The sequence below is a fragment of the Halobaculum rubrum genome, assembly GCF_019880225.1.
Classification (GTDB): Archaea; Halobacteriota; Halobacteria; order Halobacteriales; family Haloferacaceae; genus Halobaculum; species Halobaculum rubrum.
Map to the genome: position 1 here is coordinate 2,484,883 of NZ_CP082284.1, position 17,220 is coordinate 2,502,102.

Sequence of the window (17,220 nt, forward strand, 5' to 3'; positions counted from 1 at the left end):
ACACTCTTGAAGCGCCCGTCGGCAGTATCGGACGTATGGAAAAGGCGACTGTAGTGCTCGGCGCTCACGTGTTCGTCGGTATCGCGCTCGCCGCGTTCGGTGTGTATCGCGCGACGGTCGGACAGGTCGTTCCCGGCGCGCTAAACGTCGTGGTCGCCGCGCTCGTGATCGGCGCCGGCGTGTTCATCAGCCGGTGGTCGTGATCGGCGCCGGCGTGTTCATCAGCCGGTGGACCTGACCGCGTGTACCCGTTTGTCGCGCTGGTCGTCGGGCCCGGTGCTGCGAGTTGCAGACGAGTGCGTCTCGAGACCCGAGCGAGTCGACCGGCGAGTAGCCATGGCCCTCAAGGCGAGTTCGGAACTCCGACGCGGCCGCCGACGGCGCGACCGAACACGTTGCTGGAGTCCCCGATCCACCGAGTGTGGGACCCCGACCAAACTGTTGGGTACCGGGGCGGCAGTGCAGCGGCTCAGTGTAGCCGTGAGTGACGTCGAACGGTTCATATCGGCCGCCGTCGGCCCGCGGCGCCGCGGGGCATGGCAAACTGACTTGGTTCCCGATTGAAGCCGTTCAGCCGAGACATACGGACGTGACTGACGATAGCCAACAGGAGACCGAGGCCGACACGGACGACGAGTCCGAGTCCCAGGCGGAGGCGGAGACGGACGACGCCGACGTCGTCGTCGACCTCGACTCCGCCGAGGCGTACGAACAACGCGTCGATCAACTGCAGGAGACTGTCGAGAACCAGCAAGAGCGGATCGAGGAACTCGAGGACCTGCTGTTGGACCTGTCCACACGGGCGGCTGACGACCGGGGTCTCGGCGTGTGCCCCGAGTGTCACGGCCCCGTCGAGAAGGTGCGGCGCTGGTTCGGCCCGACCACGATCGAGTGCACTCGCTGTGGTCGCGAGTTTCACGAGTACTGAGTTCGGGGGTATCCGTCTTATAGTACCCAAGTTGACTTGGTATGGATTTGACCACCTTGTGGCGGGTACAATCACGTGTTCAGCGAACCGTGCGGAACCAAACCGAGCAGCCTCCCACCACTCACGATGGTCTCACAACAGCAGATCGAACGGAGCAAGGCAGTTCAGCGACGGACGGGACAGACCTTCCACGTCGCGACGAGGTTCCTCCCCGAACGCGCGCGGTATCCGACGTACGTCCTCTACGCGTTCTTCAGGACGGCCGACGATATCGTCGACGACGAGGATCCCGCCCCGCCGGACGAACAGCGACGGCGCCTCGAGCGGATGCGCGCGGCGGCCCTCGGCGAGCGCGAGGCCGACGATCCGGTCGTCGAGGCCTTCGCGGACCTCAGGGCCCGTCACGACATCCCACGGGAAGAGGTCGAGACGTTCATCCGGTCGATGTTGATGGACATCGACAAGAGCCGGTACCGGACCCGCGAGGAACTGTCGACGTACCTTCGCGGGTCCTCCGCGGCGGTCGGCCACATGATGCTGGAGCTGATGGATCCTCCCGAAAAGGAGACGGCGCGTCCGCACGCGGGGGCGCTGGGGGAAGCGTTCCAGCTCACGAACTTCATTCGGGACGTCCGCGAGGACGTCCTCGAGTACGACCGGGTGTACCTGCCGGCGGAGACGCTCGAAGCGAACGGGGTCGGTCACGAGGACGTCGCCGCACTGGAGTTCTCGGACGGCGTCGCCGACGCGGTACGCGAGGAACTGGCGCGGGCCGAACGGCTCTACTACTACGGCGTCGACGGGATCCAATATCTTCCCGAGGACTGCCAGTTCCCCGTGCTGGCGGCCGCAGTGATGTACGCGGACCAACACCGACTCGTTCGCGATCTCGGCTACGACGTGGTCTCGACGCGTCCCACGTTGACGATGCGGCGACGGCTCAGCCTGATCGCACGGGCCCGGCTCCGCTGGCAATTCAGCGACGATCCGCGCTCGGTGTTCGACCGGGTGACGGACCTCGAGGCACCCGACGGCGGCGGCGGTACCGACGACCGTCGGTCCCACTCGGAGTATGCGAACGATGTCTCGGTGCGCTCGGGGTGACCCCGACGGACGTCACGGCGGGTCGCCGGCGTGCGCCATCCGGTCGGAAGGGAATCGTGGGTGACCGCTCACCCCGGAGTGTGGCGTCGAGGGCCGCTCAGTCACCACCCGGGCCGAGCAGCGCGTCCACGTCCGCATGTGTCTCCAGTAGGTCGCGCATCACCTCGACCGTCCGCTCGTCTCGCGTCCGGCCGCTGCGGATCACGTCCTCCGCACGGTCGACGGTCGTGAGCGTGTCCGAGGCCACCGACAGCACCGGAAGGCCGGCCTCCTTCGCCTTGCCGAGCACGGAGCCGGACGGCCGGTGACCGCCGGTGAGGACGAGACAGCGCACGCTGTTGGCCTCGACGGCCGCCGTGGCGATGTCCGAGCGGTCGCCGCCGGTGATGACCGCGGCGTCGCGGGCGCGCCGGAAGTGGCGAAGCGCCTCCTCTGCGCCCATCGCGCCCACGGAGAACCGCTGGACGAGCGCGTCGCCGTCGCCCTCGACGAGCACCTCCGCGCCGAGCTCGTCCGCCAGCGCCGACACGGTCACGCCGGCCAGTTCCGGGCTTCGCGGGAGGGCGCCGAGCGTCTCGACACCCCGGCTCGTGAGAAACGGGATCACGTCCTGGTCGACGTCGTCGTACACAGCGTCGTCGATGCGGTTGAACAGGACGCCGGCGAGGCGGTCGCCCACGTCGTCGACGGCCGCGAGCAGGTCGTCCACGTCTCCCGGCGATCCGTACTCGGCCACCAGCAGGACCTCAGCGTCGAGGATCTCGGCCACCTCGGGATCGGTGAGGTCGACGACCCCGCCGGTGCGGACGTTTCCGCCGCCCTCGACGAACATGGTGTCGGCGTCCGCTGCGAGCCCGTCGTACGCCTCCGCGATACGCTCGCGGAGCTCGTCGGGGTTCTCGCGGCCGCGGATGGCCCCTTCGATGAAGGTTGGCGAGTAGACGATGGGTTCCATCTCGTGCATCTCGGCGTCGGTGCCGAGCAGCTCCCGAGCGAGCATCGGGTCCTCGTCGAGCGTCTTGCCGACGACGCTCTGGAGGCGCGTACCCTTCGGTTTCATGTAGCCGACCTCGCGTCCGCGCTCGGCGGCGATGCGCGCGAGCGCGAGCGTGACGGCCGTCTTGCCGGTGCTTTCGGCGGTCGATGTGACGAGTAACGGGTTCATGACTGAGTCTCCAGCTCCTCGGGGTCGACGGTGAGTCGCAGGTCGACGGCCCGGACCCCGTCGGGCGTCGCGACCAGTGGGTTCACGTCCAGTTCCACGATGCTCGGGAAGTCGGCGACCAACTGCGAGACGCGCCTGACGGCGTCGACGACCGCGTCGATGTCGACCGCCTCGCGCCCACGGGCGCCCCGCAACAGGGGCGCGGCGTCGATCTCCTCGGTCATCTCGACGGCCTCGCCGCGCCCGACCGGCGCGAGTCGGAAGGTGGTGTCCTCCATGATCTCGACGAACACGCCGCCCAGCCCGAACATGACCAACGGACCGAACTGCGGGTCCGTGTGACTGCCGACGATCGTCTCGACGCCCTCATCGAGGTCGATCATCTCCTGGACCTGGACGCCGAGGATCGTCGCGTCGGGCTGGTAGTTGCGCGCCCGCGAGACCAGATCCTCGTACGCGTCGGCGACCTCGCCGACCGGGACGCCGACCTTGACGCCGCCGATGTCGGACTTATGGAGGATGTCCGGCGAGACGATCTTCATCACGACCTCCTCGCCGATCCCCTCGGCGACCCGCTCGGCCTCCGCGGGGTCGTCGACCACCGCGCCGTCGGGCGTCGGGATGCCGTAGGCGTCGAAGATCTCCATCGCCTCGACGCCGAGGCGGTTGTCCGACCGATCGCGCACCGACGAGAGGATCTCGCGGACCCGCTCTCGGTCGGCATCGATCGGCTCGGGCTCGGGGTACGACCGCCCGCGTACCTCGCGGTACTCCGTCAGCGACTCCAGGCCGCCGACCGCGCGCGCCGGGTCGAAGTACGACGGGACCCCCCGATCGCGCAGCACGTCGCCGGCGTCGGCGAGTCGCTGCCCGCCCATCAGGCAGGCGGCCATCGGAACGCCGTGCTCGTCGGCGGCGTCGGCGATCATTTCGCCCAACTCTCCGAAGTCCAGCGTCGCGGTCGGCGCGGTGATCACGACGACCGAGCCCACGTCCGGGTCCTGCAGCGCGACGTCGAGCGCCTCCCGGAATCGGTCGACGCTCGCGTCGCCGATCACGTCGACGGGGTTGTACACGTTCGCCTCGTCGGGGAGTGCCTCGCCGAGGCGGTCGACCGTCTCCTCGCCGAAGCTCGCCAGCCGAAGGCGCTCGGCGTCGCCGACCGCGTCCGTCGCCATCACGCCCGGGCCGCCGGCGTTCGTCACGACGGCGACGCCGTCGGACTCGGGCACGTCGCCGCCGGCGAGCGCGCGGGCGGCGTCGAACAGCTCCTGGACGGACTCCGCACGCAACACCCCCGCGGCGTCGAGCCCGGCCTCGTAGGCTCTGTCCGAGCCGGCGATGGCGCCCGTGTGGCTGGAGGCCGCCTGTGCGCCGGCGTCGGTGCGCCCCGACTTGACGACCGCGACGGGCGTGTCGTCGGTCGTCTCGCGGGCGGCGTCGACGAACGCACGACCGTCGTCGATGCTCTCGAGGTAGCCGACGACCACGTCCGTGTCGGGGTCGTCGCCCCACGCGCGGACGAAGTCCGTCTCGTCGAGGACTGCCTTGTTGCCCAGCGAGACGACGTCCTTGAAGCCGATCCCCTCGCCTTTCGCCCAGTCGACGACGGCCGTGACGAACGCCCCCGACTGGCTCATGAACGAGACGCCGCCCGCGGGCGGCGCGTCGGGACCGAACGTGGCGTTGAGCCCGCGCGGGCTCGACATCACGCCGAGGCTGTTCGGTCCGACGAGGTCGATCCCGTACTCGGTGGCGACCGACCGGAGCTGCTGCTCGCGATCGGCGCCCTCGGCGCCAGTCTCGCCGAAGCCGGCCGTGAGGACGACGACGTTCCGGACGCCGGACTCGCCGCACTCGCGGACCACGTCGATGACGGCCCCAGGCGGGACCGCGACGACCGCCATGTCCGCGTCGGCGTCCGCGACCGACCCGACACACGACAGGCCCAACACCTCCTCGCGGCTCGGGTTCACCGGCACGACCTCGCCGTCGAACTCGGCCAGGAGGTTCTCCGTCACCGCCCGCCCGACCGACCCCTCGCGATCGGTAGCGCCGACGACGGCGACGCGCGCGGGTGCGAACAGCCCCGAAAGCGCCGCGCCGCCGTCGAGCGCCGCATCCTCGCCGTCGAAGGACGCGTCAGTCGGCTCGTGGTCACCGCTCATTGCCCACCCCGAATCGTCGCCGACCGGAGCGTCCGCCGGTCCCGCTCGCGAGTCGGCGGCGTCGGTCGACCGAGCGCGTCGGAACTCGTCTTGTGCACATCGTCACCGTCCGGCGGTTCGCGGGCGTCGCACAAGAATCTGCCCGCCGTTGTCAACGACTGGGGGCCGGCGATCGGCTGTCTCGGCGCCGCTACCGGCTATTCTTCCTCATTGATCGCGTGAGATACCGCGTGCTGGGTAGTCGTCTCGTGAGGGTGACAGCGGCGGGAGCGATCGAGTCAACACCACTCGCAGTCGCAGTAGCGGTCACACACCGGGTTGTCGCAGTCCGCGCTCCGAGCCGCACAGTGGGTTCGTCCGTGGTCGATGAGCAGGACGTGCATCGGGTAGGTGAGGCCGTCGGGGATCGTCGCGTCGAGCACGTCGTGCGCGCGGGCGTTCGACGCCGACTCGGGGACGAGGCCGAACCGCTTCGAGACGCGCTCGACGTGCGTGTCGACGGCCATCGTCGGCTTGCCGAAGTGGAAGTTGAGGACGACGCTCGCCGTCTTGGGTCCGACCCCCTTGATGTCGGTGAGCCACGCCTTCGCCTCGTCGGTCGGCATCGCGTCGAGAAACGCCAGCGAGTACGCGCCGCCCGTCTCCTCGCGGGTCGCCGCGAGCGCGCGCTGGATCCGCGCGGCCTTCGTGTCCGCGAGGCCGGCGACGCGGATCGCCTCCGCGAGTTCGTCGGTCGGGGCCGACTCGATGGCGCCGAAGTCGTCGTACGTCGAGAAGAGGGTCTCCGCGGCACGCTCCGTGTTGGCGTCGGCGACGTTCTGCGAGAGGATCGTCGTGAGCAACTGTCGGACCCCGTCGCCCGGGTCGGGGTCGCTGTCGGCGCCGTGGGCGTCGCCGGCGCCGACGGCGCCGTACAGGTCGATGAGGTCCGCGTGGAGGTCACGAACGGCCGCCTCGTCCCAGGTCGCGTCCTGACTGGACATGCCGAACTGTCGGAACTCACGTGGCTTCAACGCCGCGGCCGCGGCCCGGTTCGACGGCGGTGTCGGCGGCGAGTCTCCGCGACGGCGTCGATGGAACGCGACAAGCCCGACCGTTGTCGCCGGGAGGTCGCCTCCGAGTCGAGCGGATCCGCGCGCGGATCGACGTTCGGCCCAGTTGAGACCGCCACTGGACGAGGGCATCGACCGTTGCCCCCGATCCGGTTCTCACGCCGAACGGATCGAGCGGGGCGTCGTCACCTTCGGTCCCGACGAATCGCCACCATCGCTGCGGCCAGCAGGACGCCCAACGCGGCGTGTATCGGGCCGAACCCGGGCGTCTCGACGGCGGTGCGAAGTGTGCGGATCCGGCGCTGCACGTCGTCGTCGCCGTCGCCGCCGTCGCCGGCGGCGGTTGACGTCGACGCGGGGCCGCTCGGTGTGGCGGTCGCAGTGCCCGCGTTCACTCGGATCGTCGTGCTCGCGGACGTCTGTCGGTCCGTCCCGTCGGTCAGGGTCCCCGACACCGTTCCGTCGCCCGCGGCGTCGGACGGCACCCCCACCACCACGGTGAACTTCAGGGTTTCCCCGGAGTCGACTGTCGTCCAGAGCCACTCGTTCGTCGAGTTACGGAACGCGGCGTCGGTCCCGGACCACGACTCGAGCACCCAGCCGTCGGGCAGCGGGTCCAACGCCAACACCGTTCCGGGCGCGACATCGTCGCCGGCGTTCTCGACTGTCACGCCGATCTGCACCGTCTCGCCCGGCTCGACGGTGTCGCGGACGGGATCGAGCGAGAGCCCGAGCCCCCCGTCCGATTGGGCCGCGACCGGTCCGGTCGTCGCCACAGCAACGACCGTCAGCGCGACGATCGCCGCGTACAGCCACCGTGTGCTGCCGCCGTGAGGCGGGTCTCGGTCACGCATCCGTGTCGCCCCCGTTCGCCGAGACCCACTCGGTGACGAGTCGCTGGAGCGTCTCGGTTTCGACGGTTTTCCCGCCCGTTCCGGGGACTTGCGTGTCGTTCGACCAATGGGTGATCGCGGTCCTGATGTCGGTCGCGTCGAGTTCTCCCGAGTCGCCGCCCACGATCGCCTCGCGGACGGAGCTGGCCGTCTCTTGCACCTCGAACGTCTCGTTCACCGACTCCACGACGGAGCCGTCGGCCTCCAGCGCGACCGTCACGGAGTGAGAGCCGGCCCGGCGACCGGTGAACTCGACCGTCACCTCCGTTCGGTCGCCGCCGGCGAGGCGCCCCACCTCGTACGAGGACCGGGTCGGCTCGATGCCGTCGTCGGAGTCGACCGTCACCGAGAGCGCGGCGGACTCGGCGTCGCCGACGTTCCCGACGGTCGCGACCAGCTCGACGGTCGTTCCCTGCGTCAGTTCCCCGGGCGCCGAGCTCCCGAGGATGCTCGGGGACGCCGTCAGGGACGCCTCCGAGGTGACCGACGAGACCGAGTCGGACGCCTCGTCGATGTCGCTTTCGGTGCGACGGACCTGGTTCGTCGTCTCGACCAGCGCCGACCCCTCTCGGGTCCCCTCGAAGAAGTTCACCGCGTCGACCAGAAAGCCCGTCCTGGTCAGGTCGGTCTGGGCGGCGTTTCTGGTGAACGCGAGCAGGTCCTCCCGCTCTGACTCGGTGAGTGTCCCCTCCTCGACGGCGGCCATCGCCCGCTGAGTGCGCGCCTGGAAGTCCTGTCCGCGCCGCTCGTACGTCTCGGCGATCTGTCCGAGGATGGTTCGAGCGAGTACCCGTTCGTCGTTCTCGACGGCGGTCTGGAAGTCGGTCAGCAGCGAGTCGATGCTCGACTCGGTGTCGTCGATCCGGACGGCGTATTCGACGGCAGCGGGGAGGTCGCCGTCCGACAGTGCGCTGCGGTACTCCTCGAACAGTCGTGGAATTTCGGTGGTTGTGTCCCGCATTGGTTACCCCCTGATCGCGTTGAACAGCCCGAGGTGATGTGTCACGTTGATCTTCACGAGCGCGCCGATCCCCCCGCCGGTCGCGAACGCGTCGACGACGCCGCCGGCGACGAACAGGACGACCGAGCCGATCGTCTTCGCGACCTCCCAGATGCTGGGGTCGTTCCAGAGGCGATACACCGACTCGGTGAGCGAGAACGACTCGCCGAACTCCTTGGCATCCCGGATGATCCCCTGCGTGTCCTCGGCCTCGCTCGCGATCGACTGGGACGCGTCGGTCGCGGCGGACATGGCCGCGTTCGTGTCGCCCCGGAGGCCGTCTTGGGCCACGCGTTCGGGCGAGAGGTACGCGTAAAAGAACTCCAGTCCCGCCGCGATCGACGCTGGCGTCGACCCGAGGAACGACCCGGCCAGGGGAGCGACCCCGGCGGCCATCCGTTTCTCGGCGTAGTACTGGATCGACGTCGACACCGAATCGATGACCCGCTGGGCGGCCGCCTCGAGGGCCTCGTTGACGGCAGCGACCGTGTCCAGTCCCCCGTTTATGATCTCGCCGACGATGGTGTTGGCCTCGTAGTCGATCTTCGACATCGCGTCGATCTGTCGACCGAGCATTCCCTTCAGGATCGTCTTCACGGCGTCTTTGGCCTTCGACTTCGCCGTCGAGAGCACCGCTTTCGTCCCGAGTCCGACGCCCTTCGAGACCTTCTTCGCGATCGAGACGACGGTCAACAGCAGTTCCATCGCGGTGTTGATCGTCGGAAGCGCCATCTCCTGTGCCAGGTCGACCCGGTTGCTGCTCAACTCCTCGGCGGGACCGATGTACTCGAGGGTGTCCTGGGTGACGCTCAGCCCCGAGTCCAGCCGGCGGATCGCGTCGATCGCGGTCCCCTGATCGATGTCCCCGCGTTCGACCGCCTCGGTGAACGCGCGATTCGCCTGTTCGGCCTTGGCGGTCGCGCCGAGGTTCGCGACCGAGATCTCGTCGACTCGTTCGGCCGTCTCCAGGTGCGCCGCCTGGAGCGCAGTGAGCGGGTTCTCTGTGACCGTGAGGGTGCCGCTGCTCGTGGCCTTCGCGCCCGCGTCGTCGACGACGGTGAGCTTGACGGTGTACTCGCCCGGCGACTCGTAGGCGTACTCGACCGTCTGTCCCGTCGCGTCGCGGCTTCCGTCGCCGGTCAGGTCCCACCGGTACTGCTGGATCGCTCCGTCCGGATCGGTGCTCGCCGAGGCGTCGAAGCGAACCGTCTCGCCGGCCCGGGGCTCCGCAGTCGAGGTATCGAACACCGCCGACGGCGGCTTGTTTTCCGGTTCGGCCACCGACAGCGTCCGCTCGATACTGCCGACGGCGCCGTCGTCGTCGATGACTCTGAGCGTAACCGTCACGTCGCCGGCCTCCTCGAACGTGTGTTCGACCGACCGACCGCTCGCGTCGACCCCTCCGTCGCCGTCGAGATCCCACTCGTAGCCCGTGATAGAGCCGTCCGGATCGTCGGCGGCCGACGCATCAAACGTGGCCGGCGACCCCGCCACGGGCGGCGACGGACTCACCTCGAACGTCGCCGTGGGTTGTTGATTCTCCGGTTCCGCGACCGTCACCGAACGGCTGACCCTGTCGGTCGCCCCGTCGTCGTCGGTAACCCTGAGCCCGATCTCGTACGTTCCCGAGCGCTCGACGCCGCGCTCGACGACTCGACCGGTGGCGTCGTAGTCGCCGTCGCCGTCGAGGTCCCACTCGTACCGGCTGATCGAGCCGTCGGGGTCGCTCGCGCCCGAAGCGTCGAACGTGAGCGTGTCGCCGACCGTCGGGGACTGCGGCGAGATCTGAAACGACGCCGACGGCGCCCTGTTCCCACTCCCGACGGTGACGGTCTCCGTCGTCACCGCCGATGCCCCGTCGTCGTCCGTCACGCGGAGCGAGACCGGGTACTCGCCGCTACTGCCGTAGGTGTGGGTGACCGTCTCGCCGGTGGCGTCGTAGTCGCCGTCGCCGTCGAGGTCCCACGCGTACCCGACGATCGAGCCGTCGGCGTCGCTCGCGTCGCTCGCGTCGAAGACGACCTCGTCGCTGGTGGTGGGCGACTCGGGGACGTACTGAAACGCCGGGGTCGGCACCTGGTTTCCGCCCCCCGCAGTCTTCGCGACGACCGAGTCCCAGTACGCGGTGAAGTCCCCGCTGTTGAGCGTGAGATACGAGATGTCCGTCTCCCAGCTCGCGGCGTCGACGGTCGTGGTTCCGCCGCTCGATCCGCCGTCGATCTCGTAGTCGAGCGTGATCTCGTTTGCACCGGCGTCGTACTGATAGACGATGTCGTAGCTGATCCACTCCCCGGGAGAGAACGACCCGACGGCGACACCGCCGGGCGCGTACAGCGTTCCGTCTCGGTGCATCGTGAGAATGGAGCGGCTCGACCCGTCCGACCAGCCGCCGCCGGCGTCCGTCCTGAGTTTGAGTCGCGCGTAGTACTTGTCGTGGCAGCCGAAGGATCCGGCGGCGCCGGGGAGGATGGCGCCCGAGAACCGAACCGCGGTCTCGCCGGGGTGGCCGCCGATCGGCGCGTTCGCGATCGCCTCCCAGCAGCCGCCGTGACTTCCTTTGACCCGTAGCGACCGGCTGCCGCTGTGTGCGCGCTCGCTGACGACCGCCTGATCCGTGGACCCGTCCTTCCTCCAGCCGCTCGGGTACCCGCCGACCGAGACGGACTCGAAGTCCTGATCGACCCCCGAGAACTCCGCACGCGCGACCGTCGAGGCGCCGACGGCGACGGACGCGGCAGCGCCGAGACCCAGGAACGTTCGTCTGCCGAACCGTCGATTCATACCGGTTCGAATACCTAATTGAAACTTATATCTATCTCATTATACAACTAACTGGACCCCGAAACGATCGGAGTACCGATCGGTTCTCGGTGCCCGCCGTCGCCGGAGTCGTTAGGTTCCGGTGCTGTCAACACCGACCACTTCGAACCGGGCTCCACCGGCCTCGCCGTCCGCAATGCTGATGTCCCAGCCGTGTGCCTCCGCGATCTCCCGGACGATGTACAGCCCGTATCCCGTGCTCTCGTCGTCGGTGGTGTGACCGACCTCGAAGACGCGTTCACGCTCGTCGTCGGGGATCCCCGGGCCGTCGTCGGCGACGTAGAACCCGCCGGGGATGTCGCCGACGGTGATGCGGACGTCGTCTCCGCCGTGTTTCACGGCGTTCCTGATCAGGTTCTCGAGGAGCTGTTTGAGTCTGCTCGGGTCGGCCGGGACGGTCCGATCCGTTTCGACGGTCAGTTCCGCTTCAGCCGTGTCGGTGTGTGCCCAGCACTCCGAGACGACCGACGCGAGTTCGACGGGTTCGACGTCGCTGTCGTCGTGACCCTGCCGTGCGATCGCGAGCGACTCCTCGAGCAGCGACAGGGCCCGGTCGATCGCGCTCGCCGCCGAGTCGAGGTGGTCGGTATCCGTCTCCTCGCGGGCCAACATGACCCGCCCCTGAGCGACGTTGAGCGGATTCCGGAGGTCGTGTGAGATCAGCCCGGCGAACTCGTCGAGCTGTTCGTTCTGTCTGCGGAGTTCCCGTTCGTGTTCGACCCGATCGAGCGCGGCAGCCACGGCCGTCGCCAGAACCTCGGTGAACGTCTTGTCCGTCTCGTCGAACGCGTTCGGCTCGGTCGACGAGACGATGAACACGCCGTGATCGTTGAGCGGATGAACGATCACGCTCCGGCTCGGCGTTTCCGCGGCGAGCCGTTCGTGGGTTCGGATGTCGTCGATGGATCGTGGCTCTCCGCTGTCGAACGCCTCCCAGACGAAGTCGCTGGCGGGGTCGTCGTCGACTCCTCGGTCGTAGATCGGGAGCTCGTCGAAGGAGGTCTCGACGGAGTCGGCGTGGGCCGTCAGCTCGAGCTGTCGCCCGCCGCTGCGGGCGAAGTGGACCCCGCTCAACTGCGCTCCGAGCGTTTCGTTGGCGGTCTCGACGGCGATCTCGGCGATCGCGTCCCGCGTGGACGCCTGCATCAACTGGCGGGTCCGGTCCTGGAGCTCCTCGAGCACGTGCTCGCGCTCGATGCGGTGTAACACCGCGGTGGCGTGTTCCGCGAGCGTCCGTGCCATCGACACGTCGAGGTCGTCGAACGCGTCGGGTTCCGACGCCCCGACGAGGAGCACGCCGTGGTCCGACAGCGGAAGCACCATCTCGCTGCGCACGGGCGTCTCCGGGTTGTATCGCTCCGACACGTCGGCGATGTCGTCGTACACGCGCGGTTCACCCGACTCGTAGGTCCGGCCGGCGATCCCCTCCCCCGAAGCGAACGTCGGCGGATGGCCGATCACCTCCTCGGTCTCGTCCGTCCACGCGACCGGAACGAGTTCGTCCTCGCGCTCGTCGTGGAGATGAACCCCGTTCAACGGGAGATCGAGCACGTCGCGGAGCGCGTCCGCGGTGATCTGCGCGACCGCCTCGGCCGTCGCCGCCTCGACGAGCGCCCCCGTCGCGCTGTGGAGCCTCTCGATCGCGTTCGCTCTGCGCTTCCGCTCGGAAATATCGATGTGCCAGACGTACCAGCCGTCGGCGATCTCGCCGTCGGTGCCCCACGGGATCCCGCTCAGCAGGAACTCCCGTTCCCCGTCGGCCGTCTCGCGGACGACCTCCTCGAGTATCGACTCGCCCTCGGCGATCCGCGACCGGAGCGCTCGGTGATCGGCGAGCCGTTCGGGGGGAACGACGACGTCGGCGATATCCGCCCCGGCCACCTCGGGTTGCTCGTACCCGAACGTCTCCTCGAACGCCGCGTTGACCGCCCGAATGCGATGAGTGTCGCCGCCGTCGAGTATCTCCCCCTCGATAACCGGGCTCGGGGCATTGGCGAACAGGGCCCGGCGCCGGTCGCGCTCCTCGTGCAACTGCTCTCGGGTTTCGAACGCCCGCAGCGCGTGCGCGAGGTTGTCGGCGAGGCGTTCGAGCAACGTCCGTTCGGGCCGCCCTATCGCACCGTCGCGGTCGGCGGTAACCACGAGGACGCCGTGCACCGCGTTCGTCACCTCGATCGGGACCGCCGCGAGTTCCTCGACGCTACGTGGGTACTCGCCGGCTCCCGAACGTGCGCTCCCGTCGGTCCATACGACGGTGGCGCCGTCCTCCGAGGCGGCGCGTGCGGCGTCTTCGGCGGCCGATTCGAGCGCGCCGCTGCCGTCACCGACAGTCGAACCGTCGCCGGCTCCCGACGACGGATCGCGGTCGGCGAACAGGAGCGACTCGAACGCGATGTCGCCGGCTTCGGCGTCGAACGTCCCGACGCCGGCAGCCGAGAACGGGTCGGCGTCGACGAGGCGCTCACACACGCGGTCGACCGCGTCGGCCGCCGTCGTCGCTCTGACGAGCGCCTCGTTCACGTCGCTCGCGAGCGCGTGGCGTCGAGCCTCCGCAGGCGTCCCCCCGACTGCACGGGTACGTTCGACTGCAGCCAGCACACGCTCCACGACCCGTTCGTGTCGGTCCGATCCCGCCCGTTTCGGGAGGTGATCGGTCGCGCCCGCCGAGAACGCCTCGCGCTCGACCCGCTCGCTCTCTTCGTCGGTGTAGAGCACGAACGGGAGCTGCGGGTGATCCTCGCGTACCTCCTCGAGCAGTTCGATTCCGGTTCGATCCGGGAGCACCTGCTCGGAAACCACGCAGTGTATCGGGATCGACGCGAGCAGGTCGAGTCCCGCCTCGCCGTCGACGGCGGTTTCGACGACGACGGAGTCGTCGCGCTCGAAGTACTCGGTGATCAGAGCCGCGGACTCGGGCTCGGGGTCGACGTGGAGTACGCGGATCTGATCTGTCATTCCAACTGATCGATATCTAGACACCACAATATATAGGTTCGGCATTAGTATCAGTTTCGATACCCTACCGACACACGTGATACGACGGGGTCGACGTGCCGTCCGTCACCACTCGTACGTCCGGCGCTCGGCGGATCCCTCGCCGGTCAGCACCGACAGCGTCGCGACGAACGTCACCGTTCCGTCGGCGATCGACCGCGCGACCGGCGTGTCCGGCACCGCGACGGCGTACGGGTCGACTCCGTGGCCGGCGGCGTCGGTCAGATCCTCGTAGAGCGCGTCGTGCGCGGCCGAGAGAGAGACGAACGCCGTCGGGGCGTCGCCGTCGTCGACCAGCGACGGGGCGGTTTCGTCGGCCCCCGGAACGACCACCGGCCCGGGAAGGCACTGCGCGTCGTATCGCAGCCGGATCTCGATCCGGTCGGTCCGGACGACGAACGCGACGTGACACCCGGACCGAGCGGTCCACTCGTCGGTCTCGAGGCCGTCAGCCCCGGACGCGACCGCACGGTCGATCGTCCGAGCGATGTCGCGTTTGTCGTCGTCCGACAGCGGCGACCGCTCTCGGGCCGCGATCGGTGCACCACTCCGATCCGGGGACTCCATACCCGACGGACTCGACTGCCACACAAAGCCGTTCGCCCCCGAGTATCACCAGCGAAAGCGACCCATCCGGCACGGGGAGGGTTCCCATCGTTCGGGACCCGTGCGGCGTAATAGCCGTCGAGGTGAGTGGGCGGGTAGTTGCTCGTCCCTCCAGCCCGTCGCAGACGAGATCCGCCCCGATCCCCACGCGAACCAGCCGTGTGCGACGGCACGGTCGCGCGCCCTCGTCGCGTTCCGCATGCTGAACCCTTTTCACTCGAAGCGACGAACGCCCGATCGATGACAGAGATCGAGGACATCGACATGGAGTTCGTTCAACTCGGGGGGACCGGCATCCGGACCAGCGAACTGCAGTTCGGCACCTGGCGATTCGGCAAGGAGACCGAGGAAGGCAACGTCGAGATCGGCGAAACGCGCGCCCACAAGCTGCTCGACGCCTACGCGGACGCCGGCGGTCGCTACATCGACACCGCCGACGTGTACGGCGGCGGCGAGAGCGAGCGCTGGATCGGCGACTGGCTCGCCGACCGCGACCGAGAGCGCTACACGATCGCCTCGAAGATCTTCTGGCAGATCCGCGACGGCGACCCGAACAGCCGCGGCACGAACCGGAAGAACATCCGCCATCGGATCGACGCGCTGCTCGATCGCCTCGGGACCGACTACGTGGACGTGCTGTACATCCACCGCTGGGACGACCAGACGGACGCACGCGAGCTGATGAAGACGCTCGACGGACTCGTCCAGGACGGGAAGGTGCACTACCTGGGCGCCTCGACGCTGCGACCCAACGCCTGGAAGGTCGCCCGTGCCAACGAGATCGCCCGCAACGAGGGCTGGGAGCCGTTCTCGGTGCTCCAGCCGCGCTACAACCTCGTCGACCGCGAGATCGAGGGAGACTACCTCGAGATGGCACGCCACCAGGACCTGGCGGTGTGTCCGTGGAGCCCGCTCGGACAGGGCTTTCTCACCGGGAAATACGACCGCGAGGACGGGCTAACGGGCGACTCGCGCGTCGCCGAGTCCAGCCGGTTCGCGGACGCCTATCTCACCGAGGAGAACTTCGACCTCCACGACGAACTCGACGCCGTCGCCGACGAGGTCGACGCCTCGCCCGCACAGACCGCCCTCGCGTGGCTGATGCACCGCGACGGCGTCACGGCGCCGATCGTCGGCGCCCGAACGACCGAGCAGTTGGAGGAGAACCTCGCGGCCGCGACGATCGACCTCTCCGAGGAGCAGGTCGAGCGGCTCACCGAGGCGAAGGGCGGCCCCTACGCCGGCCTGTAGTCCGGCCCGGAGGACTCCGTTCCCCCGCCGACGCAACTCGTTCGAGAGCACTCGCTGCACGAGTTACCTCACACACCTGAGTTGAGATAGTCACCTATTCTTCCGTGCTCGGCCATCTCACGCGGTTCGGCGGGGCTCGGGGCGGTGGCGGCGACGGCGGCGTCTCACAGTTCGATCGCGGCCAGTTCCGCCTCCAACTCCCCGATCTCCTCGTTGTACGCCTCGACGAAGCCGCGGAACTGCGGAGCGTACTGCCGAACGTCGGCCGCGGAGGGTGCCTCGTACTGCGAGAGGAGGTAGACGCCGCCGCTGCCGCCCGCGCGGAGGTACGAGACGCCGTCGCGGTCCCACTTCAGCTCCCAACGGGTACCGTCGACGCGAGCGGCGTAAGTACCGTAGTCGCCGCCCTCGTAGCGGTGAAGCTCGCCCGCCATCCGGTCGCAGGCGTCACGAACGGCGTCGAGCACGCGGTCGCGCTCCGCGACGGCCGTCTCCGTCGTCGTCGCCTCAGGGAACTCGGCGGATACGTCGTCGAGGACGCCCTCCAGCGAGTCGACGTACTCGTTGAACCCGCGGACGAACGCGTCGTAGTCCGCCAGCGCGGTCGCCAACGGTTCGGGCTCCGGGTCTCGCTTCGTCGAGATCACGTACACGTCCGCGCCGCTCCTCGGCGAGAACAGGAGGTACTCCAGATCGCCGCCCTCGTACTTCACCGTCCACGTGCCACGGTCGGTGTCGACGTCTCGACTGCCGTAGTCGCCGCCCTGCAGCAGCGCCAGTTGGTAGGCGATCCGGCCGGCGTGCTCGCGGACCGCCTCGACGATCTCGTCACGTCGGTCGGCGACCGCGTTCGCATCGGCGGGGTCGACCGGGGGCCAGTCAGTCACGGTCGGAGGTGACGCTGGCAGGGCATAACCACCGCGGTGTCGGTCGACCGAGCCGTCACCTCAGCCGGCTACCCGTGCGTGAAGATGTACGCCTGCCCGTCGTCGACGCCGACACACAGGTCCAACTGCTTCGAGAGGTCGAGGCTCGTGGGGTTCTGCTTACAGACGACGAGGTCGTCGAACGGTTCCTCACACGCCGGACAGGCGACCGCGACGGTGTTCTGGTACGACTTGATCGCGGCGTTGTCCTCGCGCTTGGTCAGCGACGTGAGCAACTCCTCCGTGTCGATGTCCATGTCCACCGATACGAACCCCACCTTATCAATCATCAGGAACGGACAGTCCGGGCGTC

Annotated in this window: 14 protein-coding genes; 4 read left to right on the forward strand and 10 right to left on the reverse strand. The window is 68.7% G+C overall.

Annotation, left to right across the window (positions count from 1 at the left end; translation table 11 throughout):
- The first annotated feature begins 35 nt into the window (after window positions 1-35).
- The 3 genes from K6T25_RS12740 to K6T25_RS12750 all read left to right on the forward strand — a co-directional run bounded on the left by K6T25_RS12740 (window position 36) and on the right by K6T25_RS12750 (window position 2,032).
- Window positions 36-203: a hypothetical protein gene (locus K6T25_RS12740; protein WP_222914669.1), complete on the forward strand. Its 168-nt coding sequence runs from the start codon at window positions 36-38 to the stop codon at window positions 201-203.
- A gap of 386 nt (window positions 204-589) precedes the next feature.
- A complete protein-coding gene (locus tag K6T25_RS12745; protein ID WP_222914672.1) occupies window positions 590-928 on the forward strand; it encodes a hypothetical protein in 339 nt (112 codons plus the stop codon).
- Between the two features lie 126 nt (window positions 929-1,054).
- Window positions 1,055-2,032: a phytoene/squalene synthase family protein gene (locus K6T25_RS12750; protein ID WP_222914677.1), complete on the forward strand. Its 978-nt coding sequence runs from the start codon at window positions 1,055-1,057 to the stop codon at window positions 2,030-2,032.
- Between the two features lie 97 nt (window positions 2,033-2,129).
- On the opposite strand, the gene K6T25_RS12755 is transcribed toward K6T25_RS12750, so the two are convergent.
- From K6T25_RS12755 to K6T25_RS12790, 8 genes are all read right to left on the reverse strand, one after another.
- Entirely contained in the window at window positions 2,130-3,197 is a 1,068-nt protein-coding gene (locus tag K6T25_RS12755) for a phosphotransacetylase family protein (RefSeq protein ID WP_222914679.1), read from the reverse strand.
- Window positions 3,194-5,365 (reverse strand): acetate--CoA ligase family protein, encoded by a 2,172-nt coding sequence (locus K6T25_RS12760; RefSeq protein WP_222914682.1) that lies wholly within the window; start codon window positions 5,363-5,365, stop codon window positions 3,194-3,196. The genes K6T25_RS12755 and K6T25_RS12760 overlap by 4 nt, the downstream gene beginning before the upstream one ends.
- Before the next feature lie 278 nt (window positions 5,366-5,643).
- The gene (locus K6T25_RS12765; protein ID WP_222914683.1) at window positions 5,644-6,348 is read right to left on the reverse strand and encodes an endonuclease III domain-containing protein; all 705 of its coding nucleotides are present in this window, start codon (window positions 6,346-6,348) and stop codon (window positions 5,644-5,646) included.
- 254 nt (window positions 6,349-6,602) lie between these two features.
- Window positions 6,603-7,271: an NEW3 domain-containing protein gene (locus K6T25_RS12770; protein ID WP_222914686.1), complete on the reverse strand. Its 669-nt coding sequence runs from the start codon at window positions 7,269-7,271 to the stop codon at window positions 6,603-6,605.
- Window positions 7,264-8,271: a CARDB domain-containing protein gene (locus K6T25_RS12775; RefSeq protein ID WP_222914689.1), complete on the reverse strand. Its 1,008-nt coding sequence runs from the start codon at window positions 8,269-8,271 to the stop codon at window positions 7,264-7,266. The genes K6T25_RS12770 and K6T25_RS12775 overlap by 8 nt, the downstream gene beginning before the upstream one ends.
- 3 nt (window positions 8,272-8,274) lie before the next feature.
- Window positions 8,275-11,091 (reverse strand): PKD domain-containing protein, encoded by a 2,817-nt coding sequence (locus tag K6T25_RS12780; protein WP_222914691.1) that lies wholly within the window; start codon window positions 11,089-11,091, stop codon window positions 8,275-8,277.
- A gap of 111 nt (window positions 11,092-11,202) precedes the next feature.
- Window positions 11,203-14,085, reverse strand: coding sequence for a GAF domain-containing protein (locus K6T25_RS12785; RefSeq protein ID WP_222914693.1), 2,883 nt, complete (start codon window positions 14,083-14,085; stop codon window positions 11,203-11,205).
- 105 nt (window positions 14,086-14,190) lie between these two features.
- Window positions 14,191-14,691, reverse strand: coding sequence for a hypothetical protein (locus K6T25_RS12790; protein WP_222914694.1), 501 nt, complete (start codon window positions 14,689-14,691; stop codon window positions 14,191-14,193).
- 279 nt (window positions 14,692-14,970) lie between these two features.
- Here K6T25_RS12790 and K6T25_RS12795 point away from each other — a divergent pair, with 279 nt between their 5' ends.
- On the forward strand, window positions 14,971-15,981 hold the full coding sequence (locus tag K6T25_RS12795) for an aldo/keto reductase (RefSeq protein ID WP_222914696.1): 1,011 nt from the start codon (window positions 14,971-14,973) through the stop codon (window positions 15,979-15,981).
- A 164-nt stretch (window positions 15,982-16,145) separates the two neighbouring features.
- Here the strand turns inward: K6T25_RS12795 and K6T25_RS12800 are convergent, their stop codons facing one another.
- Together K6T25_RS12800 and K6T25_RS12805 are read right to left on the reverse strand one after the other, a co-directional pair.
- On the reverse strand, window positions 16,146-16,868 hold the full coding sequence (locus K6T25_RS12800; protein WP_222914698.1) for a profilin-fold protein: 723 nt from the start codon (window positions 16,866-16,868) through the stop codon (window positions 16,146-16,148).
- A 68-nt stretch (window positions 16,869-16,936) separates the two neighbouring features.
- Window positions 16,937-17,164 carry a DUF7385 family protein gene (locus K6T25_RS12805; protein WP_222914699.1) on the reverse strand — a complete coding sequence of 76 codons (228 nt, stop codon included), beginning with the start codon at window positions 17,162-17,164 and terminating at the stop codon, window positions 16,937-16,939.
- Window positions 17,165-17,220: the final 56 nt, after the last annotated feature.

Excerpts from the sequence above, each read along its gene's own strand:
- K6T25_RS12740 (WP_222914669.1), top strand. The coding sequence starts at position 36 with ATGGAAAAGGCGACTGTAGTGCTCGGCGCTCACGTGTTCGTCGGTATC.
- K6T25_RS12750 (WP_222914677.1), top strand. The coding sequence starts at position 1,055 with ATGGTCTCACAACAGCAGATCGAACGGAGCAAGGCAGTTCAGCGACGG.
- K6T25_RS12755 (WP_222914679.1), bottom strand. The coding sequence starts at position 3,197 with ATGAACCCGTTACTCGTCACATCGACCGCCGAAAGCACCGGCAAGACG.
- K6T25_RS12760 (WP_222914682.1), bottom strand. The coding sequence starts at position 5,365 with ATGAGCGGTGACCACGAGCCGACTGACGCGTCCTTCGACGGCGAGGAT.
- K6T25_RS12765 (WP_222914683.1), bottom strand. The coding sequence starts at position 6,348 with ATGTCCAGTCAGGACGCGACCTGGGACGAGGCGGCCGTTCGTGACCTC.
- K6T25_RS12770 (WP_222914686.1), bottom strand. The coding sequence starts at position 7,271 with ATGCGTGACCGAGACCCGCCTCACGGCGGCAGCACACGGTGGCTGTAC.
- K6T25_RS12775 (WP_222914689.1), bottom strand. The coding sequence starts at position 8,271 with ATGCGGGACACAACCACCGAAATTCCACGACTGTTCGAGGAGTACCGC.
- K6T25_RS12780 (WP_222914691.1), bottom strand. The coding sequence starts at position 11,091 with ATGAATCGACGGTTCGGCAGACGAACGTTCCTGGGTCTCGGCGCTGCC.
- K6T25_RS12785 (WP_222914693.1), bottom strand. The coding sequence starts at position 14,085 with ATGACAGATCAGATCCGCGTACTCCACGTCGACCCCGAGCCCGAGTCC.
- K6T25_RS12790 (WP_222914694.1), bottom strand. The coding sequence starts at position 14,691 with ATGGAGTCCCCGGATCGGAGTGGTGCACCGATCGCGGCCCGAGAGCGG.
- K6T25_RS12795 (WP_222914696.1), top strand. The coding sequence starts at position 14,971 with ATGACAGAGATCGAGGACATCGACATGGAGTTCGTTCAACTCGGGGGG.
- K6T25_RS12805 (WP_222914699.1), bottom strand. The coding sequence starts at position 17,164 with ATGGACATCGACACGGAGGAGTTGCTCACGTCGCTGACCAAGCGCGAG.